The organism is Caballeronia sp. LZ043 (genome assembly GCF_031451075.1).
Classification (GTDB): Bacteria; Pseudomonadota; Gammaproteobacteria; order Burkholderiales; family Burkholderiaceae; genus Caballeronia.
Map to the genome: position 1 here is coordinate 1,166,078 of NZ_JARUXT010000004.1, position 23,595 is coordinate 1,189,672.

At 65.4% G+C, this 23,595-nt stretch carries 21 protein-coding genes and 1 tRNA gene; 5 read left to right on the forward strand and 17 right to left on the reverse strand.

Features of this window, described 5'->3' with window-relative positions; genetic code table 11:
* Positions 1-2: 2 nt before the first annotated feature.
* The 7 genes from QCE64_RS32910 to QCE64_RS32940 are packed head-to-tail and all read right to left on the reverse strand — an operon-like array spanning position 3 to position 6,627.
* The gene (locus tag QCE64_RS32910; RefSeq protein ID WP_310008338.1) at positions 3-1,109 is read right to left on the reverse strand and encodes a glycerol dehydrogenase; all 1,107 of its coding nucleotides are present in this window, start codon (positions 1,107-1,109) and stop codon (positions 3-5) included.
* Positions 1,102-1,779: an HAD family phosphatase gene (locus QCE64_RS32915; protein WP_310008340.1), complete on the reverse strand. Its 678-nt coding sequence runs from the start codon at positions 1,777-1,779 to the stop codon at positions 1,102-1,104. The genes QCE64_RS32910 and QCE64_RS32915 overlap by 8 nt, the downstream gene beginning before the upstream one ends.
* Complete coding sequence (locus tag QCE64_RS32920; protein WP_310008343.1) at positions 1,776-3,293, reverse strand: FGGY family carbohydrate kinase; 1,518 nt, start codon at positions 3,291-3,293, stop codon at positions 1,776-1,778. The genes QCE64_RS32915 and QCE64_RS32920 overlap by 4 nt, the downstream gene beginning before the upstream one ends.
* Before the next feature lies 1 nt (position 3,294).
* Positions 3,295-4,194 carry an MBL fold metallo-hydrolase gene (locus tag QCE64_RS32925; RefSeq protein WP_310008641.1) on the reverse strand — a complete coding sequence of 300 codons (900 nt, stop codon included), beginning with the start codon at positions 4,192-4,194 and terminating at the stop codon, positions 3,295-3,297.
* Positions 4,194-4,973, reverse strand: a complete 780-nt coding sequence (locus tag QCE64_RS32930) for an SDR family NAD(P)-dependent oxidoreductase (protein WP_309926959.1) — start codon at positions 4,971-4,973, stop codon at positions 4,194-4,196. Before QCE64_RS32930 ends, QCE64_RS32925 begins: the two co-directional genes overlap by 1 nt.
* Positions 4,974-5,002: 29 nt before the next feature.
* On the reverse strand, positions 5,003-5,989 hold the full coding sequence (locus QCE64_RS32935) for a shikimate dehydrogenase (protein ID WP_310008345.1): 987 nt from the start codon (positions 5,987-5,989) through the stop codon (positions 5,003-5,005).
* Positions 5,986-6,627, reverse strand: a complete 642-nt coding sequence (locus QCE64_RS32940; RefSeq protein ID WP_309926962.1) for a glucose-6-phosphate isomerase — start codon at positions 6,625-6,627, stop codon at positions 5,986-5,988. The genes QCE64_RS32935 and QCE64_RS32940 overlap by 4 nt, the downstream gene beginning before the upstream one ends.
* A 212-nt stretch (positions 6,628-6,839) precedes the next feature.
* Between QCE64_RS32940 and QCE64_RS32945 the strand changes: the two genes are divergently transcribed.
* The 5 genes from QCE64_RS32945 (at position 6,840) to QCE64_RS32965 (ending at position 12,830) form a co-directional block, all read left to right on the forward strand.
* Positions 6,840-8,243, forward strand: a complete 1,404-nt coding sequence (locus QCE64_RS32945; RefSeq protein ID WP_310008347.1) for an FAD-binding oxidoreductase — start codon at positions 6,840-6,842, stop codon at positions 8,241-8,243.
* Between the two features lie 74 nt (positions 8,244-8,317).
* Entirely contained in the window at positions 8,318-9,295 is a 978-nt protein-coding gene (locus tag QCE64_RS32950) for a substrate-binding domain-containing protein (protein WP_309820940.1), read from the forward strand.
* A 65-nt stretch (positions 9,296-9,360) separates the two neighbouring features.
* Positions 9,361-10,887 (forward strand): sugar ABC transporter ATP-binding protein, encoded by a 1,527-nt coding sequence (locus QCE64_RS32955; RefSeq protein ID WP_309926967.1) that lies wholly within the window; start codon positions 9,361-9,363, stop codon positions 10,885-10,887.
* Positions 10,884-11,894 (forward strand): ABC transporter permease, encoded by a 1,011-nt coding sequence (locus QCE64_RS32960; RefSeq protein ID WP_309926969.1) that lies wholly within the window; start codon positions 10,884-10,886, stop codon positions 11,892-11,894. The genes QCE64_RS32955 and QCE64_RS32960 overlap by 4 nt, the downstream gene beginning before the upstream one ends.
* Before the next feature lie 78 nt (positions 11,895-11,972).
* Positions 11,973-12,830 (forward strand): SIS domain-containing protein, encoded by an 858-nt coding sequence (locus QCE64_RS32965; protein WP_309820946.1) that lies wholly within the window; start codon positions 11,973-11,975, stop codon positions 12,828-12,830.
* Between the two features lie 90 nt (positions 12,831-12,920).
* Here QCE64_RS32965 and QCE64_RS32970 read toward each other — a convergent pair whose 3' ends face one another.
* From QCE64_RS32970 to QCE64_RS33015, 10 genes are all read right to left on the reverse strand, one after another.
* Complete coding sequence (locus tag QCE64_RS32970; protein ID WP_309926971.1) at positions 12,921-14,228, reverse strand: MFS transporter; 1,308 nt, start codon at positions 14,226-14,228, stop codon at positions 12,921-12,923.
* Between the two features lie 119 nt (positions 14,229-14,347).
* On the reverse strand, positions 14,348-15,199 hold the full coding sequence (locus QCE64_RS32975; protein WP_309926974.1) for a class II aldolase/adducin family protein: 852 nt from the start codon (positions 15,197-15,199) through the stop codon (positions 14,348-14,350).
* A 53-nt stretch (positions 15,200-15,252) separates the two neighbouring features.
* On the reverse strand, positions 15,253-16,266 hold the full coding sequence (ilvC, locus tag QCE64_RS32980; RefSeq protein WP_310008349.1) for a ketol-acid reductoisomerase: 1,014 nt from the start codon (positions 16,264-16,266) through the stop codon (positions 15,253-15,255).
* 57 nt (positions 16,267-16,323) lie between these two features.
* The gene (locus tag QCE64_RS32985) at positions 16,324-17,343 is read right to left on the reverse strand and encodes a PDR/VanB family oxidoreductase (RefSeq protein ID WP_310008351.1); all 1,020 of its coding nucleotides are present in this window, start codon (positions 17,341-17,343) and stop codon (positions 16,324-16,326) included.
* Positions 17,344-17,405: 62 nt separating this feature from the next.
* The gene (locus tag QCE64_RS32990) at positions 17,406-18,950 is read right to left on the reverse strand and encodes a Rieske 2Fe-2S domain-containing protein (RefSeq protein ID WP_310008353.1); all 1,545 of its coding nucleotides are present in this window, start codon (positions 18,948-18,950) and stop codon (positions 17,406-17,408) included.
* A gap of 302 nt (positions 18,951-19,252) precedes the next feature.
* Positions 19,253-19,933: a GntR family transcriptional regulator gene (locus QCE64_RS32995; RefSeq protein ID WP_309820977.1), complete on the reverse strand. Its 681-nt coding sequence runs from the start codon at positions 19,931-19,933 to the stop codon at positions 19,253-19,255.
* Positions 19,934-20,018: 85 nt separating this feature from the next.
* Positions 20,019-20,564: a hypothetical protein gene (locus tag QCE64_RS33000; RefSeq protein WP_310008355.1), complete on the reverse strand. Its 546-nt coding sequence runs from the start codon at positions 20,562-20,564 to the stop codon at positions 20,019-20,021.
* 181 nt (positions 20,565-20,745) lie between these two features.
* Positions 20,746-20,841 (reverse strand) — tRNA-Sec (locus tag QCE64_RS33005).
* Between the two features lie 75 nt (positions 20,842-20,916).
* A complete protein-coding gene (locus QCE64_RS33010) occupies positions 20,917-21,546 on the reverse strand; it encodes a DedA family protein (protein WP_309926985.1) in 630 nt (209 codons plus the stop codon).
* 31 nt (positions 21,547-21,577) lie between these two features.
* On the reverse strand, positions 21,578-23,581 hold the full coding sequence (locus QCE64_RS33015) for a VTT domain-containing protein (protein WP_310008643.1): 2,004 nt from the start codon (positions 23,579-23,581) through the stop codon (positions 21,578-21,580).
* Positions 23,582-23,595: the final 14 nt, after the last annotated feature.

A 23,595-nucleotide genomic window follows, 5' to 3' on the forward strand; every position in this document is an offset into this window, starting at 1 on the left:
GTTCAAAGGGTGGTGGCGGGTTCGGCGTGATCCATCAACGCGGCGTAGCGATCCATCGCATCGAGCGCGGCGACGACCATGCCGGCGTTCACCGGATACGGTTCGTTATGAATGATTTCGCCCTCGCGACACGCACGCTCCGCGACGCGCAGCAATGCCGTACGGTCCGCCGCGTCCACGTGGATATCGGCGAGACGCGTCGGCAAGCCCACCGCCTTGCAGAACGTGAACACGCGGCGGCGTTCTCTGTCCGCGCACGGCCACAGGAACAAGGAAGCCAACGTGCCGATCGCCACTTTCTCGCCATGCAGGACGCCGTGCGTGCTGTCGAGTTGCGCCAGTCCGTGATGGATCGCATGCGCCGCCGCGACGCCGCCCGACTCGAAGCCGAGCCCCGACAGCAGCACGGTGGCTTCCAGCGTCGCGTCGAACGCCAGCGTCACGGTCTTGCGCCTGCAATCGGCGACGGCGTCCACCGCATGAGCGAACAGCGTGTCGCGGCACAGCCGCGCGGCCTCGAAGGCGAGCGCGGTGCCCACGCCGCCGCACAGATTGCGCGCGCCGGAGCGCCGGCAGGCATCGGCTTCGTAGAAGGTCGCGAGGGCGTCGCCGATCCCCGCGATGAAGAAGCGCACCGGCGCCGCGACGATCAACGCAGTGTCGAGCAGCACGAGATCGGGATTGCGCCGCACGAAGCGGTCGCGCACCACGTGCCCCGCTTCGTCGTAGATGACGGCGAGCGCCGAGCACGGCGCATCCGACGCCGCGATGGTCGGCACGCAGACGAACGGCAGCCGCAGATCGTCCGCCGCCGCGCGGCCGATATCCACGACCTTGCCGCCGCCGAACGACACGACGATATCCGCGCCGCATTGCCTGACCCACGCGGCCGCATCGGCGATGGCGCGTTCGGTGCAGGCCGCGTCCTGCTTGCGCATCTGCACGCGCACGCCGTCGGTCTTCGCCAGTGCAGGTTCGATCAACGCGGCAACGCTTCTGTCCACGAGACACGCCGCGTGCGTGCCGAGGCGCGCGAGTTCCGCGCCAACTTGCTCGAGCGCGCCCGCGCCCTGCACATAGCGCGACGGAAAGATGCTGGTTCTAGGCATGATCGTCCGTCTGTCCGGAGAGGGAGACATCAGTCAGGCCGAGCGCCCGCGCCAGTTCTTCCGGCGTGAAGACGATCTGCGCTTGCGGCGGAAACAGCGCGGCGCCGGCTTCGTCGGGCGGCCAGCCGAGCACGCGCATGTTCGCGGCGATGGCCGCGCGCGCACCGGTCGGACTGTCTTCGACGACGATCACCTCGGCGGGCAGCGCGCGCATCAGCCACGCGGCGCGTTCGTAGGGCTCGGGGCTGGGCTTGCCCATGCGCACGTCGTTGGCGCTCACGGTCACGAGCTGCGGCTCTTCGAGGCCGAGCGCGCGCAGATTGGCTTCGAGCAACATGCGCGACGAGTTCGACACGATGCCTTGCGCAATCCCCGCCCGTTGCGCCGCGCGATACACCTCCAGCGCACCCGGACGCGGCACGAGATGCGGCGCGCCGTCGAGATAGGCGCGGGCGCGAAACGCGGACCACGCGGCAAACGGCGTGGACAGGCCGAACCGCTCGCAGCACAGCGCATGCACTTCGCGCCCGGTCTTGCCGAAGATCAGCGGATGCATTTCGTCGCCGGCTTCGATGCCATGTTCCGCCAGCACCGCGATCAAGGTGCTGAGATGCAGCGCCTCGCTTTCGGCGAGGGTTCCGTCCATGTCCCAGAGAATGGCTTTGATCATCGTGTGGGTTCTTGAGAGTCGAGGGCGAGCCGGTCGAGGTCGTCGTAGAACTGCTGCGCGTTCAGGTACAGGCGCTCAAAGATCGGCATCATGCGATCGTAGGTGTCGCTGGCGCGTTCGTCGGGCAGCACTTCCTGCTCGAAGCTCACGAATGCGCTGACGGCATCGGCGAGACGCGCGAACTGTCCATGCGCGGTGGCGGCGAGAATCGCGCAGCCCGTCACGCCGCACTCCACTTGCGTGGGCACCAGGATCGGCGTGCGATACATGCTGGCCTTGATCTTCAGCCACAGCGACGCCTTCGCGCCGCCGCTCGCCGCGACGAGCCGTTCCGTCTTCGCGCCGTCCGGTTGCAGCAGCGCGATATGCCGACGCACGCCGAACGCGACGCCTTCCAGCACCGCGCGATGCAGATGCGCCAGCCCATGCTTCGCCGTGATGCCGAAGAACTGCGCGCGCGAATTGGTGTGCTCGCCGAGACGCTCGCCGGTCAGGTACGGCAGGAAGAACAGCCCTTCGGCGCCCACCGGTGCGCTCGCCGCCTTCTGCGCGACGTTCTCGTAGGACAGCGCGTTTTCGTGGAAGGCGCGGCGCGCCCAGCGCATCGCATCGCCGCCGGAATCGAGCAGCATGAAACGGCCCCAGGAGCCGTCGCAGGTCACGAGGTTCGATACTTCGGGATGCAGCATCGGCGTATCGGCGATGACGGTGATGATCGACGACGTGCCCGTGATGTCCGAAGCCTGCCCTGCGCCATAGACGCCCGAGCCCAGCACCGACACCGGATAGTCCGCGCCGCCGACCAGCACCGGCGTGCCTTCACGCAGGCCGGTCGCCGCGGCGGCTTCCTTGGTCACGGCGCCGAGCAGGTCGAGCGGCGCGCGGATCGGCGCGAGCTTCGCGGCATCGAGTCCGAGCAGGTCGAGCATGTCGCGCGACCACGTGCGCGTGACCGGGTCCATCAGGAAGCTCGTCGATGCATCGCTCCAGTCGCAGGCGCGCTCGCCGGTCAGTCGGAAGTTCACGTAGTCCTTCGGCATGAACACCGTGGCCGCGCGTTCGTACGCCTCCGGGTCGTGCTCCTTGATCCATTGCAGCTTGAACGCGGGCCATGCGGGCGTCGCGGGATTCGCGGTCTTGTGCAGATAGCGCTGTGCATCGTGACTCGCGCGGAACTGCGCGACCTGACCGAAGGTGCGCTTGTCGTTCCAGAGCGGCGCGGTGTCGCGCGTGAGTTGTCCGTCGGCGTCGATCAGCACCGTGCCGTGCATCTGCCCGCACGCGCACACCGCCACGACGTTCGCCGCCGCGCCGGGCACGCTGTCGAGCGCCTCGCGGATGGAACGCGCCGCGCCCGCCCACCAGTCGGCCGGACGCTGCTCCGACCAGCCATAGCGCGGCACGATCTGCTCGTGCTCATGCGCCGCGATGTGCCGCACCACGCCGCGCGAATCGACGAGCGCGGCGCGCACGCTGCCCGTGCCCACGTCGATCGCGAGATAGAAGGTCTCCATGTCATTCACCCATTCGTGCGCGCCGAGGCGTCGATGCGCCGATGTGCCACGCGCAGCCGGTCTGCGCGCGGTGTATCGACAATGCGCCGTGTTCGCGTTCATCGTCGATACGGGCGTCGATCACTTCGGGCGCGAGCGTATTGAAGCCGAACAAGCCGTGATGATGCGCGATCAGCGCGGGAATGTGCGCGGCGCGCGCGAGTTCCACGGCTTCGTCGAGCGTGAAATTGCCCGGCACGCCGTTGCCGCTGCGCGTGGCGTCGCGGCCATTCACAGGCAGCAGCGCGACATCGGGCGCGGCCTGCCGCACGCGCTCGTGCAACTGCGGATACGGCACGCAATCGCCCGAATGATAGAGGCGCACGCCATGCAGTTCGATCACATAGCCGAGCCACGGATGGCGCCCTGCTTCGTCCGTGTCGAGCGTTTCATGCGCGGACGCGATCGGCGACACCGTGCAGCCATCGAAGAGCGGCACGCGCTGCCCTGCTTCGACCGGGATCAGCCGCTCGCGGCTCGCGCCGGTGCGCCTGAGCGCTTCATCGAGCGATGCTTCCGGCACCACGAAGCGCAGCGACGTAAAGCGTTCCGCCAGCGGTTGCAGCGTGCCCGGGTCCATGTGATCCGTGTGCCGGTGCGTGCACAACACTAGATCGAGGCGATCGAAATCATGCGGCGCGATGGGCGCGGGCATCATGCGCTCATGCGGAAAGCGCGTGCCGCGATACTTCTGCGCGAGCGAGTCCGACAGATACGGATCGATCAACAGCCGCGCTTCCGGCGTATCGATGACGAAGCCCGCCTGGCCCAGCCAGTACAACACGACCTCGCCCGCGCGCGGCGCATGACGCGCATCGGCCAGACGCGCGGCGAGCGGCGTATCGAAGGATTCGGCGTGCATCACCAGCACACGTAGCCGCCGTCCGCGAGCACGATGGCGCCCGTCATCAGGCTCGCCGCATCGCTGGCGAGGAACAGCGCCACGGAGGCCACTTCATCGACGCGTCCGAGACGGTTCATCGGCGTGCCGCCCACCCAATGGCGATACATCTCCTCGTTCTCTTTCTTGTACACGTACTGGTTCATTTCCGTGTCGATATAAGTCGGCGCGACCGCGTTCACGCGCACGCCGCGCGCGCCCCATTCGGCGGCCAGCGAACGCGTCAGATGATGCACGCCCGCCTTCGACGCGTTGTAGTTCGCCTGTTCCTGCGGCCGGTTGACGATGAAGCCCGACATCGAGCCGACGTTCACGATGCTGCCGCCGCCGCGCTCCAGCATGCCCTTGCCGAACGCGCGGCAGGCACGGAACACGCCGTTCAGGTTCACGTCGATCACGCGGTCCCACACTTCGTCGCTCATCGTTTCAGCGGGATGATTCGAGATCGCGATGCCCGCGTTGTTGACGAGCACGTCCACGCGTCCATGACGCGCGACCACGGCATCGTTGACGCGTTGCGCGGCGGCGGGATCGGTGACGTCGAACAGCTCGCCTTCCACCTGCGCGCCTGACGACGCCAGTTTCGCGAGGGCTTCGTCCAGCGCTTTCGCGTCGAAGTCCGTCAGCACGACGCGCGCGCCGGCTTCGCCGAGCGCTTCCGCAATCGCAAAGCCGATGCCGCGTGCCGCGCCCGTCACGACCGCGATCTTGCCGTCGAGCCGGAATTTGTCCATGTACATGTTCAGCGTTCCCTTGATGACGAGTGCTTTTACGAGGCTGCGCGCGGCGCGGGCTTGCCTGCGTCGGCGGCGATGCGGCAGATTTCATCGAAGGCCGGACCGCTCGACGCGATATCCCGATGAAACACTTCCGCGATCACGCGTGTCCAGCCATAAATGAAGTAAGTCCAGCCGTCTTCGATCTGCAAGCGCCGCTCGCGCTCCTGCGCGCGCGCCTGATCGAGATACACCAGATCGCCGCGATAGTTCAGATCCCACGCGATGGCGCGTTCGGGAAACACCGCCGCATCGGTCAGCGGCGAGCCGGGCGCGTCCTTGCCCAGACCCGTTGCGTTGATCACGAGCGCGCCGGGCGACAGCCGCGCGAGCACCGCATCATTGTCCTCGGGGCGCGGCGCGGTGACGTATTCGCACGGCACGCCGAGATCCAGTTCGCGATGGATGCGTTCGATTTCCTCCAGCCGCCCCGCCGAACGGTTCGACACGATCACCTTCGAAGGCCGGTCCGCGCCGCGGCTGCGCTGCATCAGATGCCAGGTGAGCGCGATGGTCGAACCGCCCGCGCCCATCGAGAAGACTTCGGCGCCGGTCGTCGCGAAATGCCCCTCCGGCAGGAAGCCGTCGAGTGCGAAGCCCGACGTGATCGGATCCTTGGCGTGGCAGACGAACTTGCCGTCGCGCTTCGAGAGACAACTGGTCTCGCCCATGATGCGCGCGTAGTCGTCGATCTCGTCGAACAGGTCGCGGCAGGCCGCATACAGGTCGATCTTGTGCGTCGTGACCAGCGCGCCGAGCGAGAGCGGATCGTCGCGCAGGAAACGCACCGCTTCCCGATACGCTTCCGGACTCGAATGCGGCTTGAAGTCGATGCCCCTGATCTCGACATCGCCCAAACCCAGATGTTTCGCCCATGCGGGAAACACCCGCATGATCGAACTCTGCGCCGTCGTCACGCCGATGAAATAGAAGGTCGGGCGGCGCGCCGCCTCGTATGTCGTCGTGGCAACCTGGGTCATCGCGTGGCTCCTTCGCTTGCGCGCTCGATCAACTGGTCGATGTCCGCGCCGCTGCGCGCCACATACGCCGGATTGGGTTCGGTGCGATAGCCGCCCGCGCCGTCATCGACGACGCGCAGCTTCATGCCGTTCGACTTCTCGATGATCGCGTAGTCCTGGCCCGAATCGGCGGGATAGCAGAACAGCATCACGAAGTCCTCGCCGCCGAAATTTACCGAACGATGGATCCAGCGCGGCGGCACATAGCACACCGTGTTCGCGCGTATCTCGATGATGCGCGTGTCGCCGTCCGGCGACTCCATCAGCATCAGCCCCGTGCCCTTCAGGCCGAAGTACAGCTCCGGCCGGTCGATGTTCGCGTGGATATGTCCGCGCGTCATGAAGTACTCGTTGCCCACCTTGCCCGGACTCATGCGCGTCACGCCGGTAATGAGATCGCCGGGCGCCGCGCTCGGGCGATGGTCGGTCACGTCGTACACCACGTCGTCGCCGCGCTGGGCCGCGAGCGCGGCGAAGGCGGCGGCATCGGCATAGAGGCCGTCGAGATCGCGCAGATGCTTCCGGTAACGCGTGTCCGTGCCGTCCATGAGGCCGGTTTCCAGATCGACGTCGAATGCTCGGGGTTCAGGCCAGCTCATGAGGCGCTCTCCAGGATCAATGTCCCGCCGATTCTAACGTTACTTTTAGTAAAGTTAAAAGATAAGTTTTGACGTTTTATGACCGGGTTTTCCCCCGAGAAATTGCTGCTTCACAGCACACAAACGCTAGTGATACGATCTGTCAACGTTCACATAACTAACGATATTCACTGGCGCCAGGGAAAGCCTGTTGGCCTCGCCGGGAGACATCCATGCACAACTCAGACTTGCCAGCGGTAGTGGCCGCGCTGCATGAGGCGCTCGGCGCCGGCATCGTGACGCTGCCCGCCGATTTCGCCGGCCGCAAGCACGCCGACTGGAGCCGCACGCCGAGCGCCGATCCCATCGCGTTGATCCGGCCGCGCACGACCGCTCAGGTGGCCACGGCGCTGCGCATCTGTCATGTGCACCGGCAAGCGGTAGTCACGCAAGGCGGCCTGACGGGCCTCGCGGGCGGCGCATGCATGCTGGGCGGTGAAGTCGCGCTGAGTCTGGAGCGCATGACCGGCATCGAGGAGATCGATGCCGTGGGCGCCGCGATGACGGTACTGGCCGGCACGCCGCTGCAAACGGTGCAGGAAGCAGCCGATGCGGCGAACTTCATGTTCCCGCTCGATCTCGGCGCGCGCGGCAGCGCGACCATCGGCGGCAATCTCGCGACCAATGCAGGCGGCAACCGCGTCATCAAGTACGGGATGATGCGCGAACAGGTGCTCGACCTCGAAGCGGTGCTGGCGGACGGCACCGTGGTCGGCGGCCTGCGCAAGATGATCAAGAACAACACCGGCTACGACCTGCGCAATCTGTTGATCGGCAGCGAAGGCACGCTCGCGGTCATCACGCGCGCGGTGCTGCGGCTGCGTCCGAAGCCGCGCGCCGTCTCGACCGCATTCTGCGGCGTCGGCAGCTACGACGCCGTGACCGCGCTGCTGCACGCCGCGCAGGAGCGGCTGCCTGCGGGCGTCTCCGCATTCGAGGTGATGTGGCCGGGCTATTACGACTTCGTGCTCGGCCGTCTTCCGGAACTGCGCGCGCCGCTCGAAGAACGGCATGCGTACTACGTGCTGCTGGAGAGCAGCGGCGCGGACCCGGCGCGCCAGGCGGAAGCCTTCGAGGACTTCCTCGGCGAGATGCTCGAAAACGGCGTGATCGCGGACGCGGCGCTGGCCGCGAGCGAAGCGGACGCCGCCGCGTTCTGGGCGATCCGCGACGCGCCCGGCGAATATCCGCGCCTGATTCCGGGCCGCGTGTCCTTCGACGTGAGCTTTTCGATCGCCGATGTCGGCGAAGCGGCGCGCCGTGCCGAAGCGAAGCTGCGCGAGCAATGGCCGCGCGCGACGATCCTCATCTACGGCCATCTTGGCGACGGCAATCTGCATATCGTCGTGCAGGAACCCGACTGGCCCGCCGATACCGCGCCGCGCGTGCAGGCCGTGGTGTATGGCGTCACGGCGGAGTTCGGCGGCTCGGTGTCGGCGGAGCATGGCATCGGCTTGAAGAAGCTCGGCGTGATCGCGCTGTCGCGCACGCCCGCCGAACTCGCCGCGATGCGCGCGGTGAAACACGCGCTCGACCCGCTGAACCTGCTGAATCCCGGAAAGCTGCTTCCGGCCTGACCCGCTTCATTCGACGACGCAGCAGTCGATCACTCGCATCACACCCGCGCGCTCGCGCTCATAAAGGAGGAGACATGTCCCGTGTCATGAAGAAAGCAGCCGGCGCCATCGCACTTGCGGTCGCGGCCATTGCGCTGTCGTCGTCCGCGTTCGCCGCCGACAAGATCAAGGTCGGCATCTCGATGAAAGTGCTCAACGCGCCCTACTTCGCCGCCGCGATGGAATCCGCGAAGGCACGCGCCACCGAACTGGGTCAGGACGTCATCGTCGCCGACGCGCAGGGCAAGATGCAGAAGCAGATTGCTGATGTGGAAGATCTCGTGACGCGCGGCATCAAGGTGCTCATCATCGATCCCGCCGATCCGAAAGGCCTCGTCAACGCGGTGAACGCCGCGACCGCCGCCGGCGTGAAAGTGGTCGTGATCGACAGCACGCTCGATCCGAAGGCCAACTACCTGACGCTGGTGCAGTCGTCGAACCGTGAGAACGGCTCGCTGGTCGGCCAGTGGGTCGTCAACACGATGGGCGACAAGCCGCTCAAGATCGCGTTGATCTCCGGCGAGAAGGGCAACCCGGTGGGCAAGGAACGTCGCGACGGCGTGCTCGAAGGGATCATGGAAGCGCAGCTCGCGAAGACCGGCAAGGTCAACGTGCAGGTGGTCGGGCAAGGCTGGGGCAACTGGTCCGACGAAGGCGGCCTGAAGGCGATGGAAGATCTGCTGGTCGCCAACAAGGACATCAACATGGTGCTCGGCGAAAACGACAGCATGGTTCTCGGCGCGCGCCGCGCGATCGAAAGCGCGAACCGCCAGGGCATCACGCTGGTGGCGGCGGCGGACGGCCAGAAGGAAGCGCTCGCGCTCATCAAGCAGGGCAAGTACGGCGCCACCGCGCTCAACGACCCGGCGCTGGTCGCGCGCACGGCGGTGGATATCGGCGTGAAGGCGGCGCAAGGACAGGCCGTGAGCGTGCCGAAGATCTCCTATACGCCTTCGGCGGTCATCAGCAAGGACAACGTCGACAAGTTCTACAACCCGAAGGCGATCTTCTAAAGCCGGACCGACCGCACGCTGCGCGCGCCGTCATGCGCGCAGCGTGCTGGAGTGGAGAACCCAACATGCTTCCGTTTATCGCTCTCTCGGGCATCGCCAAGCGCTTCGGCGGCGTGCACGCCATCGAGGGCATCGACTTCGACGTCCACGCGGGCGAGGTCCATGCGCTCGTCGGCGAGAACGGCGCGGGCAAGTCCACGCTGATGCGCGTGATCGGCGGCGGCCATCAGGCGGATGCGGGCACGATACGCGTCGAAGGCCGCGAGATCACGTTCCGCAATCCGCATGCGTCGCTGGCCGAAGGCATCGCCGTGATTCATCAGGAGACCGCGCTCGCGCCCGATCTCTCGGTGGCCGAGAACGTGTTCCTCGGCGCGATGCCCGCCGTGCTCGACTGGCGCGCGCTGCGCATGAAGGCCCGTGCGTTGATCGAGAGCCTCGGCTTCGAGATCGATCCGGCCGCGCTCGTCGAAACGATGTCGGCGGCGCAATGCCAGGTCATCGAGATCGCCAAGGCGCTGAGCGGTACGCTCAAGCTGCTGGTGCTCGACGAACCGACCGCCGCGCTCGCGCCCTCGGACGCCAACCGTCTGCTCGATATCGTGCGCGACCTGAAGGCGCGCGGCGTGGGCATCGTCTATATCTCGCACCGGCTGGAAGAGGTCTTCGCGATCGCGGACCGCATCACGGTGCTGAAGGACGGCAAGCGCGTCGATACCGTTACGCCCGGCGACATCACGCGCGACGAACTGATCCGCAAGATGGTGGGCCGTCCGCTGTCCGTGCTGTTTCCCGAACGCCATGCGACGCCCGGCGCAGAAGTGCTGAAGGTCGAGGGGCTGACGCGCGGCCGCGCCGTGCAGGATGTGTCGTTCTCATTGCGCGCCGGCGAAGTGGTGGGCCTGGGCGGGCTGATCGGCTCGGGGCGCACGGAAGTCGCGCGGCTCATCTTCGGCGCGGACACGCGCGACGCAGGTCATATCGAACTGAAGAACAAGCCGCTCCATGCGCGCTCGCCGATGGCCGCCGTACGCGCGGGCATCGGCTTCGTGCCGGAGGACCGCAAGGGCCAGGGCGCGGTGCTCGGGATGCCGATCCGCATCAACGCGACGCTCGCCGCGCTCGATTCGGTGAGTGGGCCGTTCGGCTGGCTGGCCTTCCGGCGTGAACGCGCGGCGGTGGCGAAGCTGATGGACGCGCTGCGCATCAAGGCCCGCTCGATGGACGCGGATGTCTCCACGCTGTCCGGCGGCAATCAGCAGAAGGTCGTGCTGGCGAAGTGGTTCCACGCCGACGGCGATCTCATCATTCTCGATGAACCCACGCGCGGCGTCGACGTCGGCGCGAAGGTCGAAATCTACACGCTGGTCAATCAACTGGCGGAACGCGGCAAGGCCGTGCTGGTGATCTCGTCGGATCATCAGGAACTGATGGGCCTGTGCGATCGCATCCTCGTGATGGGCGAAGGCCGCATTCGCGGACAACTGAATCCCGACGACTACAGCGAGGAACGCATCCTCGCGCTGTCGCTGCAACGCGAGGCCGGCGAAGCGCCCTCGCTCACTCACACCCATGCGGAGATGACATCATGAATCACAGCGCCGCCACGCCGGAATCGTCCAGTGCGCGCACGCAGCGCGCCGCGGCCGCCTCATGGTGGACCGCCGCGCGCCGCTTCAATACGGTCGCAATCCTCGTCGTGCTCGTGATCGCGGCATCGTTCGTGTCGAGCGACTTTCTCTCCGTGCCGAACCTCGCGAACATCTCGCGGCAGGTCGCGGGCGTCGGCATCATGTCGGTGGGCATGCTGCTGGTCGTGCTCACGGGCGGCATCGATCTCTCGGTGGGCTCCGTCGCCGCGCTCGGCAGCGTGCTGTGCGCGCTGCTGATCCCCGAACACGGCCTCTGGTTCGCGCTGCTCGCCACGCTCCTGACCGGCGCGCTGTGCGGCTTCGTCTCGGGCGCGCTGGTGGCGTGGTTCCGGCTCACGCCGTTCGTCGTCACCCTCGCGATGATGACCGTGGCGCGCGGCATCGCGCTGATCGTGTCGAACGGCTCGCCGATTCTCGTCGACGATCCCGGCCAGGCGCTGCTCGACTTCGGCCGTCATTCGTATCTCGGCATTCCGGGACCGACGCTCGTGATGCTGCTGGTGTTCGTCGGCGGCGGCATCGCGCTGAACCGGCTGCGCGCGGGCCGCGTGGTGCGCGCGATCGGCTCCAACGAGGAAGCCGTGCGTCTCTCCGGCGTGCCGGTCGCACGCCACGTGCTCGGCACCTATGTGGCGTCGGGCGTGCTCGCCGCGATGGCCGGCATCATCTCGACCTCGCGCGCGGGTGTCGGCGCGCCGACCGTCGGCGTGGGCGACGAACTGACCGTGATCGCGGCGGTGGTGATCGGCGGCGCGAGTCTCGCGGGCGGCAAGGGCGGCGCGCTCAACACGCTGATGGGCGTGCTGATCCTCGGCGTGATCGGCAACATCATGAATCTGGCGAGCGTGCCGGGCTATCACCAGCAGGTGGTGATGGGCGTGATCATCGTCGCGGCGGTGCTGTCGCAGCGCGGCGGCGGCTTCTGGCGCCGTTTCTCGTTCCGATAAACTGTTCCTTTCGCGTGACCCCGCCGGACGCGCCGCCGTTGAAGCCCGCGCGTCCGGCGTCCTTCAAAGGAACATCGAGTGTCCGACATCAACGTTCTCGAACTGATCGACCGCGCACGGCCGGGCCTGAAGCGCGGCAGCCGGCAGGTCGCCGAGTTCATCCTTTCGAATCTCGATACCCTCCCCGATCTGAGCCTCGCCGAACTCGCGCGGCTCGCCAACGTCAGCGAGCCGACCGTGCTGCGCTTCTGCACGACGCTCGGCTGCAACGGCTTTCGCGACTTCAAGATTCGAGTGGTGCAGAGCCTCGCGCTCGGCGCGCCCGCCGCGCACTCGGTGCTCTCCAACGACGACACGCCCGAGGCCGTCGCCACCAAGATCTTCGACTACACGATCACGAGCCTCGACTGGGCCCGCAAGAAGCTCGATTTCGCGGCCGTCGGACGCGCGGTCGATCTGCTCGCGAAGGCGCGGCGTATCGAGTTCTTCGGCTTCGGGGCGTCGGGCATCGTCGCGCAGGACGCGCAGCAGAAGTTTCCGTTGTTCGGCGTGCCGTGCGTCGCGCATCAGGATTCGCATCAGCAGTTCATCGCGGCCTCGATGCTCGAAGCGGGCGATGCGGTCGTTGCCATTTCGAACACGGGTTCCACGCGCGGGTTGATCGAGATTGCCCGCACCGCGCGCGAACGCGGCGCGGGCGTGGTCGTCATCACCGGTTCCGATAGCCCGATCACGCGTTACGCCGACGTCGCGGTGATCGCCGAGACGCTCGAAAACACTGACGTCTATACGCCGACTACCTCAAGGCTCGCGGCGCTGGTCGTCATCGACATTCTTTCGACCAGCGTCGCATTGAGGCGCGGTGAGAACCACACGCGCGATGTCATGCACATGAAGAAGCGGCTCGCGCATCTGCGGGCCACCGGGGAAATCTGAGCGTTCAGCAAATGGCTTTCGACGCACAAGAAAGCGCAAAGCCGGCACGGCGTTCAGCCTGTGCCGGCTTTTCAGGTGTGCAATCTGAAGTTACCGCCTGCGGCTATTCACCAGTGCAGCAGGCACCAGCAGCACCAATATCCCGCCGATCACCAGACTCACCGAAAGCGCCAGCACGCCCGCCCCTGCCGATCCCGTCGCTTCCTTCACCAACCCGATCAGCGACGGACTCACCACACCCGAAATACTGCCGACCGAATTCGCGAGCGCGAGCCCCGCTGCTGCCGCCGCCCCGCCCAGGAACGACGGCGGAATCACCCAGAACTGCGAGATGGTGGTCATGACGCCCATCGTGCCGATGGTCAGCGCGATCATCGCGAGCACGGTCGAGTGAGAGAACACGACGCTCATCGTCAGGCCAAAGGCCGCAACCAGACCCGGCACGATCAGATGCCAGCGACGCTCACCGGTCCGGTCCGAGTTGTGGCTTACGAACACCATCGCCAGCGCGCCGGCCGCATACGGAATCGCCGTCAGCAAGCCGACATGCAGCGGGTCGGCCACGCCACTGGACTTGATGAGCGTCGGCAGCCAGAAGCTGACCCCGTACAGCCCCATGGTGTAGAAGAAGTAGATGACACTGACGAGCAGCACCTTCGGGTTCATCAGGCCGTCTTTCATCGAATGCAGCCCGCTCTTCGGCTGTTCGACCTTGAGCGCGGTCTCGAGCGTGTCCTTCTGCGATTCCGTGAGCCACTTCGCGTCGCGCACCCGGTCGTCGAGGTAGAAGAACGCCATCACGCCCAGCACGGCGGTCGGGATGCCTTCGACCAGGAACAGCCACTGCCATCCCGCAAAACCATGCGAGCCGTTCATCGCGGTCATGATCCAGCCGGACAACGGCCCGCCGATCACCCCGGACATCGGAATGCCGGTCATGAACAACGCCGTCACCTTCGAGCGCCGCGAAGCCGGGAACCAGTAGGTCAGATAGAGCACGATGGCCGGAAAGAAGCCCGCCTCCGCGACACCGAGGAAGAAGCGCATGACATAGAACATCGTCGGTGTCTTGACGAACATCATCGCCGCTGAAATTAGCCCCCACGTGACCATGATCCGGGCGATCCAGCGGCGCGGACCCACGCGGAGCAACAACAGGTTGCTGGGCACTTCGAACAGCAGATAGCCGACGAAAAACACACTCGCGCCAAAGCCATAGACGGCCTCGCTGAAGCCGAGGTCGCTCAGCATCTGGAGCTTGGCGAATGCAACGTTGATGCGGTCGAGATAAGCGAAGAGGTAACAGACGAAGAGGAAGGGAACGAGACGCCACGCGGCTTTGGTAAAGACGGACGTGTCGGCGCCTTCCACGAAGGTGGCTGGGCTTTGGGAACTCAAGTTGTGTCTCCTGTGGGGCCATCGAGTGACCAGCGGTGTCCTGTACCGGACGGTTCTCCGCCAGCGCTTGAGATGCGCGCGCCAGACCTGGCGCGCGCATCCCGCACTACCCTGCGTACTCAGTCGAACATGTCCGGCTGGGTTTCGACCAGCTCGCTCCAGATGGTCTGGAAGTGCAGCCAGCCGATGTAGTCGCTGCCCACGTGCTCACGGCTGTAGCGCGCGCGCTCGGGCGTGACTTCCTTCGGCGTGATGCCGGTGGCTTCGATCATCAGTTGCTGCTGGCAGCAGCGCTCGAGCGCGATGAACCAGAACGCGGCCGAGTCGATGCTGTGACGGCTCGCCGTCAGCAGACCGTGGTTCTGGTGAATGGCGGCCTTCACGCCCTTGAACGCGTTCGCGACCTTGTTGCCGCCCTTCACCTCCACCGCGACCTTGCCTGCCTCATCGCCGATGACGACGTGGTCCTCGAAGAAGGCGGCCGCATCCTGCGAGATCGGCGCCAGCGGCTTGCCGAGCGAGGCGAATGCCGTACCGTAGGTGGTGTGCGCATGACACATCGCGACGATGTCCTGATGCTGCTCATGCACCGCGGCATGCAGGACGAAGCCGGCGCGATTGATCGCGTATTCGCCTTCAACCACCTTGCCCTCGTGGTCCGCGCAGATGAGGTTCGACACCTTCACCTGCGAGAAGTGGACGGCCATCGGATTGGTCCAGTACAGGCCCGGATGCTCCGGGTCGCGCACCGTCAGGTGGCCCGCGAAGCCGTAGTCGAAACCTTGCAGCGCGAAGGCGCGGCATGCGGCGACGAGGCGTTCCTTCAGATACTTGCGATGCTCGGCGTGGTCCTTGAACTCGGGCATGCGCGGGAAAATCACGCCTTCCTGATCCGGCTCGTAGATCGAGATCTTGCCGGGCTTCAGAATCGATTCCTGCGTGGCTTGCTTCGGTTCATCGATGGTGGACATCAGATACTCCTGTTGTTGATTGGGGGACACTGGAACTTCACGAGAGCGGCGGCCTAGTTCCTGGAGCGGTCGACCAGTGCGTCCCGGGCGATCCACGGCATCATTGCGCGCAGCCTGGCGCCGACGATTTCGATCGGATGCGCGGCGGTGATACGTCGGCGCGACTGAAGGGTCGGCGCCCCGGCCTTGCTTTCGAGGATGAATTGCTTCGCGTACTCACCTGTCTGGATGTCGTGCAGCACGTCCTTCATGGCGGCCTTCGTCTGCGCGGTCACGATGCGCGGGCCAGTGACGTATTCGCCAAACTCGGCATTGTTGGAAATGCCGTAGTTCATGTTGCCGATGCCGCCTTCGTAGACGAGATCGACGATGAGCTTCACTTCGTGCAGGCATTCGAAGTACGCCATCTCGGGCGAATAGCCGGCTTCCACCAACGTTTCGAAGCCCGCCTTGATGAGGTCCACCAGACCGCCGCAGAGCACGGCCTGCTCGCCGAACAGGTCGGTTTCGGTTTCCTCCAGGAAGCTGGTCTCGATGATGCCGGCGCGGCCACCGCCCGTCGCCGCCGCATACGCGAGCGCGATGTCGCGCGCCGAGCCCGAGCGGTCCTGCGCCACGGCGATCAGATGCGGCACGCCGCCGCCTGCGGCGTAGGTGCTGCGGACCGTGTGGCCGGGTGCCTTCGGCGCGATCATGATGACGTCCAGATCCGCGCGCGGGCTGACCTGCCCGTAATGGATGTTGAAGCCGTGAGCGAAGCCGAGCGCCGCGCCCTCGCGGGCATGCGGTTCGACGTCCGTGCGATAGACCTCGGCGATCTGCTCGTCAGGCAGCAGCATCATGACGATGTCGGCTTCCTTGACGGCATCGGCGATGCGCTTGACGGCCAGGCCGGCGCGTTGCGCCTTCTCCCACGAAGGGCCCTGGCGCACGCCGACGCAGACGTTGATGCCGCTGTCCTTCAGGTTGAGGGCATGCGCATGGCCCTGCGAACCGTAGCCGATGATGGCGACGCTGCGGCTCTTCAGAAGGGCAAGGTCGGCATCCTTGTCGTAAAAGACTTTCATGCGGTTTCCAGATGGGTGCGATGGAAGGGTTGATGTCGGCCACGCGAGATGCGTGGTCTACAGGTCCAGGATCAATGTCTTGCTGATGGGCCTGGAGACGCATACCGTCAGAAATTCCCTGCGTTCGTCTTCGTCCAGAATGAAGTCGTTGTGCTCGACTTCGCCTTCGAGATAGCGGACCTTGCAGGTTGCGCACAGGCCGGCACAGCAGGACGTGGGCACTTCGACACCCGCCTCGCCCAGCGCTTCACTGAAGTTCTGCTCCGGTCGCACATGAATGACCTGACCCGTGCTGGCGATGGTGACGTCGCAACCGTCGGCGTTCTCGGTGCCCGAAGGCTCGCGCTTCGGCTGCTCCGGCGCCTTGAAGTGCTCGAAGTGCACCGTGCCCTTCGGCCAGTGACTCGCCGCGTCGGCGCAGGCCGCCATGAATCCGCCCGGCCCGCAGTAATAGACGTGCGTGCCCGGCTGCGGCTCGGCGAGCAGCGCACGCAAGTCCAGGCGATCGGCTTCCGCGCCATCGTCGAAGTGATAGTGCAGCTTGCCCGCGCGCAACATGCTGGCGAACTCAGGACCGAATGCCGCTGCATCCTGGCTGCGCGTGCAGTAGTGCATGTCGAAATCGACGCCGCGCTGTTCCAGCTCATGCGCCATCGCCTTCAAGGGCGTCACGCCGATACCGCCCGCAATCAGCACGACCTTGCGTGCGCCCTCGGCCAGCGCGAAATGATTGCGCGGCTTGCTGATGGTGACGATGTCGCCGGCGCCGATGCTTTCGTGCACCGCGCGCGAACCGCCCCGCCCGCTCTCGTCCTTGAGCACGGCAATGACATACCGGTTGCGCTCGGCAGGTGAATTGCACAGCGAGTACTGTCGGATGACGCCGCTCTTCAGATGAACGTCGATGTGCGAGCCCGCCTCGAAGCGAGGCAGCGCCTGGCCGCTCGGGTTCGTGAGTTCGTACGAGTTGATGCCCTTGCCTTCGTAACGAATCTGCTTGACGCGGACATCGAGCGTACCGGCTTCGATATCCGCGACCGCTTCTTCCTGTTCCAATCGTTCCAATACCGTGTCCATGATCCTTGCTCCGTGGCGGATGTCCGGCCGCGCGTACAGACGGCCGACACCCGGCGCGCCGATTAGCTCTTCAGCGACTGTTCGAGGTCCTTGAACTTGTTGCGCACGAATTCACCGCGCGCTTCGCCTTTCAGGCTGTCGCTCTCGGTCAGGATCTGGACGACGGTCTTCAGCACCTTGCGACGGCGCGCCACTTCTTCTTCGACCGTCGCGCCCTCTTCGATTTCGAACACGTTGCCCGAGCAGAAGCTGTTGGGCGCACCGCCCAAAGCGCGGAACCATTCGGCGAAGCCCTGCGCCGAGGCCGCTGCGTTTGTGCCGCGCACTGCATCGCGCAGCATCTTGCGGAACTGATACAGGCCCGCGTCGAACTTGGTCGGATTCTCGAGTGCATGAACGGCGATCGGACGCTGGCTGATGATCGCCTCGTAGTCGCCCGGTGCGTACTGAGCCTGCTTGTAGATGTCGCGTTCGCGATGGTTCGGGGGAATCGGCGGCATGTCTTCGAGCTTGTACTTGCCGAAGCGCTCGGGACGGCGCATCGCCACCTGTCCTTCCAGGAAGTCGATGGTTTCGTAACCGACCATCTCCTTGTTGCCGATGCCGCGTGTATCGATGCCCGGGCCCATGACGCGCCAGCCGATCATCTTGCTGTTCTCGTCATCGACGGGCACGGTCCAGCGGATGATGTGGAAGCGGCTGAAGTACTTCTTCTTCGAGCCGTCTTCCGACGTGTAGGCATGCAGGCTCAGGTTCGGCAGCACCTGATGCTGGACGCGGACGAACAGCCGGTCCTTGTTGACGCGACGCGCACCGGCGCACGCCAGACTGCGGCCGCCCTGCACCGGCACGAAGTTCATGTCGGGCGCGACTTCCATGGATGCAGCGCCGACTTCGTCGAAAGTCGTTCCCTGATAGTTGCCGTCGACGACGTTCTTGCCCGCGTGCAGTGCGGTCGGATGGTAGTTGTCCGCCGCGTTGTCCTGGACCTGCAGCCAGTTGCAGTGCTGGAAGTTGCTGTAGGGCACGAGCTCGTCGCCGGGCGATACCGTGTAGTCGCCTTCCCATTCCGGAAACGGCGGCTCCTCTTCGGGCGGTCCCATGTAGGCGAACACGAGGCCGTTGCGCTCGACCGCCTTGTAGGCGCCCTGGCGGATCGAACACGCGTAGCGCTCGGCTTCCTTTTCCTCGCCCTTCGGGAACGGCACGTGGAGGCAGGCGCCGTCCACGTCGAACACCATGCCGTGATAGCAGCACATGATGCCGCGCTCCTGGATCGCGCCGTATTCGAGCGATGCGCCGCGGTGAACGCAGTGCGCATGCAGCACGCCGACGCGGCCGCTCTTGTCGCGGAAGGCGACCAGCTCTTCGTTGAGGATCTTGAGGAAGCGCGGCGTGTCGGTCAGTTCCATCGACATGCAGACCGGATGCCAGAAGCGGCGCATGTATTCGCCAGTCGGCGTGCCCGGGCCGGTTTCCGTCAGCTCGGGATCATGCTCCGGCGTCTTGTTGGCGTAATAGCCCCCGAATGGAATCAGCTTCTTCGCCACCGGCGCCGAACCTCCGGTGCGCTTCTGGTCGTCCATCTTGTCCGATTTGACGCTCATGTCCTGCCTCCAATGATTGTTAGGGACCACATCGGTTGTTCTTGTCAGAGCGGTTTCCGTCGTCGGTGTTCCGTGCTCTGAACTCTGTATCCAAAGATTATGCGCATACGAGAGCGATGTCTCTATGGGTAAACACGGATAAGAGTGTTTCCGGGCGTTGCCGGAGACGCATTAGCGTTGCGCGGGAAGTGTCACGCGCACGTCGCGAGGACGTGAAGTTGGTGGCAATGCAGACAGGTGCAGAAACGCGGGATTTTCAGAAGAGATGACGGCCGCAGGACCTAAGCGGCCGGTATTGCGACTCAGGAAGTAGCCTGAGCGATTTCGCTGTTCGTGCTCATGTGCTTCACGAGATTCGCTCGCGCCGCCTCGACGTGCAGCACGCTCAGGCGCGCGGCGAGTTCTTCGTCGCCTGCGGCGATTGCGTCGGCGATGGCCGCGTGCTCGTCCCAGACCACCTTCCTCTGGCCGACGACCTGATGCACCGCGCCCATCACGCGCCTCAGATGCATCCAGTGCAGCCGGGCATTTTCCAGGATCAACGGATTGCCTGAAGCGGCATAGATGGCCAGATGAAATGCCATGTCGGCCTCGACCATGGCCTTGATGTCGTCGCCGCGCATTGCCTTGCGGCCATTGGCGATCAGCGACTTGTCGAGCCGCACGGAACGCCGGGCGGCGAGCTTGGCGGCGAGACCGTCGAGCGCTTCCCTGAATTCATACAGATGCCCGACCCGTTCGACGTTGAGCGGCGTGACCTGCAAGCCGCGCCCGGGTGCGTCCTCGACCAGTCCGTCTTTCTTGAGCAAACGAAACGCCTGAAGCACGGGCGAACGAGATACCGAGAGCTGTTCGGCAATCTCCTCCTGCACGATGCGCGTTCCAGGGGCGATGGAGCCTTCGCTGATGGCGTCGAGAAGGATGTTGTAGACCTCGTCGACGTAATCGGTACGAGCCTGGATCTTGACGAGTTTGGCCGGCATGGCAAATCAGAATCGATATTGAATACCGAATCCTATCAGCTTTCCACAGGGATTTTGCTCCGGCAAATTGCCACGTCGAGGGCGCTCAGCTCATCGACAGGAGCGCGACGCCAAGCGTTTCGTTTTCGGCGGCATGCTTCTCATAGAGCACGTCCGGCGCGACATCACGCATCTGCAAGACCTCTTCCATGACCGCGCGTGCGCGTGCCAGGCCGGATTCGGAATGGGCCTGCACCAGCACGAGCGATTGCGACGCAAAGTAACGTCTCGCCTGCTTCAGCACGAAACTCGCATCCTCGATGAATGCCGCTGTGGTGAAGTCGCGCGCGTCGCGTACCAGGATCGACACCAGCCCGATTCTCGCGCGGGCCAGTATCCAGGCGGCGTCGTAATCCGTACGCGTTTCAGATCGCATGAGCACGCGCGAGAGCCCCTCGAGTTCCCTCAATGAGGATTTTGCATTCAAAACGCATTGTGCCGAAGCCGGAAACGCGTCGGAGTCTGTCCACTGTGCGAGGGCATGAGGCGGCCGGCGGAGGCCGCCGAAAGCGCCATCGCTATGGCTCAGGGTTTGACATTCGACGGGAGGGCCTGCATCGGACCGGAGAATGAGATAGTTGGGGACGTCCATTTTTGGATCTGTCGACTGGCGCTGTGGAGACGTGTGATCGTCATGGCTTGAGGCGCCGTGACTACGGTACTCTAAATTCTGTATACAAAGAGTACGTCCGCAAAGGGGTCGCTCCCATCAGGGAAAACACTATCTCTTTCGGTGGGACTAAAGGGTGAGCGAGAAGATGCCACGAGCCACATGGCGGAAGGCAGCCGGAGTCGAACCGACCTGGGAATGTCTGACATCCCCAACTGGGTTTGAAGCCCAGCCGCACCACCGGATGCGGATGCCTTCCGTGCGTCACACTGCGCCGCCGTCAAAACTTCGCGGGGGGCGACCGATTATAACGACGTCATTCGTCGAGCATGAGTCAGGGTCCGCCGCCCTTGTCCTTCATGTGCCGTCGCGGCTGACGCCTCCGCAACAGCCGATAGACGCAGTACAGCAACGCCACGGCCACGAGCAGATCGACCACCGTGGTGCCGTGCGCCTGCAATTCGAGCAGCGCGAGGTGCAATTGATGCTCGAAGAGCGCGCCGCCGAGCAGCCAGAACGCCGCCCACGCGACGATCCCCGCCGTGTCCCACAAGAAGAACGCCGGCACCGCGATCTGCGTGGTGCCCATCAACGGCGGCGTGACGAGTCCAAGTCCCGGAACGAACTTCGACAGCGCCACGATCGGCGGCCCATGCCGTTCGAACAGTTCGCCGGTCGTGCGCATGCCCGAATCCACCGCATACGATCTGCGCGAGAGCGCCGCGACCAGCTTGCGCCCATAGATGCGCCCTGCGGCAAACCACACGCCATCGCCGAGCAACGCGCCGCACACCGCCGCGAGCAGCACATGCGAGAACGCGAGCCGCCCGCTCGCCACCGCCGATCCCGCGAACACCAGCAACGGCGCGGACGGCAACGGCACGCCCAGTCGCGTGAGCAGCACGTTCGCAAAAACGGCCGCGCCGCCCCATTGCACGATTGCCGACGGCGGGATCTGAATCAAACAACACCTCGCGAACGCTGGTTCCAACGCATCATTCCGCCCTCGACTCAACGAGCATCACCGGCACATTGCCGCATCCCGCGCTACTTGCAATTTCGATGCCTTGCCACGGCGAATTCTTGCCGTGGTCGAAGGCCATCGGATCGACGCGCCGGTCGGGCCTCAGCACATTGAACGGCCACGAAGGACGGCGGATCCGCTCGTGCACCACGGCGCCGAGCCAGATGGGCGTCGGCGCGACGCCCGGACGCTCGCGCACCTCGTATGGCGTGGACCAGAAGCGCAGCACGTCGCGCTCGTCGGCGCCGTAGGGCGAGCGCGCGAACACGAGCTTCGACGGCTCGCCATTGTTCAGGCGCGGCAGCGCCGGCAGATCGATGGCGGGCGCATTCGGCAGCACCACCGACAACACGCTCTTCAGCGACACATGCGACACCTCGGTCCAGCCGCGGCTCAACAACTGCGCGCGGATCTGCGCGGGCGTCGCGGCCCACTGCACGGTGATCGGCTCGCGCCGGTCGCCTTCCATGTTCGCGCGATAACACGAGAAGGTCCGCCAGACCGAATCGGTCCATTGGATCGGCGTAATGACGACGGACCGGGGCGGCGCGCTGCGCGCTTCAGTGTCGTCGCTCAGTTGCAGCGCCACGCTCGCGCAGATCACGACCAGCACCGCGACCGGCATCAACGGCCGCGGCTTCGGCTTGGCCGGATTGCGCCACACGGCCGTCAACGCGATCAGGAACACCCACACGGCCGCGAGCGCCGCGCTGCCGAGCGCATCCGAGATCGTGAAGCGGCCGAAGTAGAGCCCCGCCAACGCCACCGCCGTCACGATCGCCGACGTCCCCATCGCGACCAGCACGCCCGTCAGCAGCCGCACGCGGCGCAGCAGCAGGAACGCGAGGAAGCCGTAGATCACGACCGTCGCCGCGACGTGACTGCTTGGAAAGCGGTGCGTCGAAGGCGCGAACGACACGGCCAGCGGCTCGTGCGCGGTGAAGCGGATCGCGGCCACCAGCAACTGCGAGAACGCCAGCGCCGCGACCCAGTAGGCGACCGTGCGCCAGCGCCGCTCGATGCTCATCCACACGATCACCATCACGCCCAGCACGAGCAGCGTCTCGGTGCTGCCGAGCGTGGCGGCGGCATCGAGGATGGAGTCGGTCCAGGTGGAGCGGAACGATTGCAGCAGCCGATACACCGACACATCCACCTGCACGATCGACGCCCCGCGCGCGACATTCGCGAGCACCGAGAAGAAGAGCACCGCCGAGGCAAGCAGCAGCGTCGAGATCATCACGATGAGGCCGGTGGCCGGATTGGCCGGATCGAGCGCGCGCGCGACGAGCCGCGCCGGCAGTCCGCGGCTGTTGCGGGCCCAGGCGAGCAGCGCATCGCGCGACAGGATGCTCCAGCGCATCGCATGCGAAACCAGCACGCGCACGATGTTGAACACGACCCACGCGAGCGCGGTGAGGATGATGAGGATCACGACGAGCCGGATCGAAACCGCACCCGCCAGTTCGATCGACGCGCCGAACACCACGCCCGGCAGGATATGCGTCGGCGCCCAGACCAGCGCGCTCAGGATGTTGACGGCCAGGAAGCGCGCGGGCGTCATGCCCGTCAGGCCCGCGACGACCGGCACGACGGCGCGCATCGGCGCGACGAAACGCGCCAGCACGACGCTCTTCGCGCCATGCTTCTCGAAATACTTCTTGCCTGCCGTGAGCGCGCCGGGATGCGTCCGGAACGGCCACATCTGCGCAATGCGGTCCGCGTAGCGCTGACCAAACCAGAAGCTCGCGGCATCGCCGGCAATTGCGCCCCCGATCGCGCAGACGAATACCCAGCCGAGATTCAACGCGCCCGTGCCGACCAGCGCGCCCGCGATGAACATCGCCGTGCTGCCGGGCACGAAGGTGCCGATGAACGCGACCGATTCCAGGAACGACGCGAGCAGCACCACGGCGAGCGCCCATTCCGGGTAACTCGCCAGGACATGCAAGAGCTTGAAGTAGTAATGCTCCATCGCGATCAAGGGTG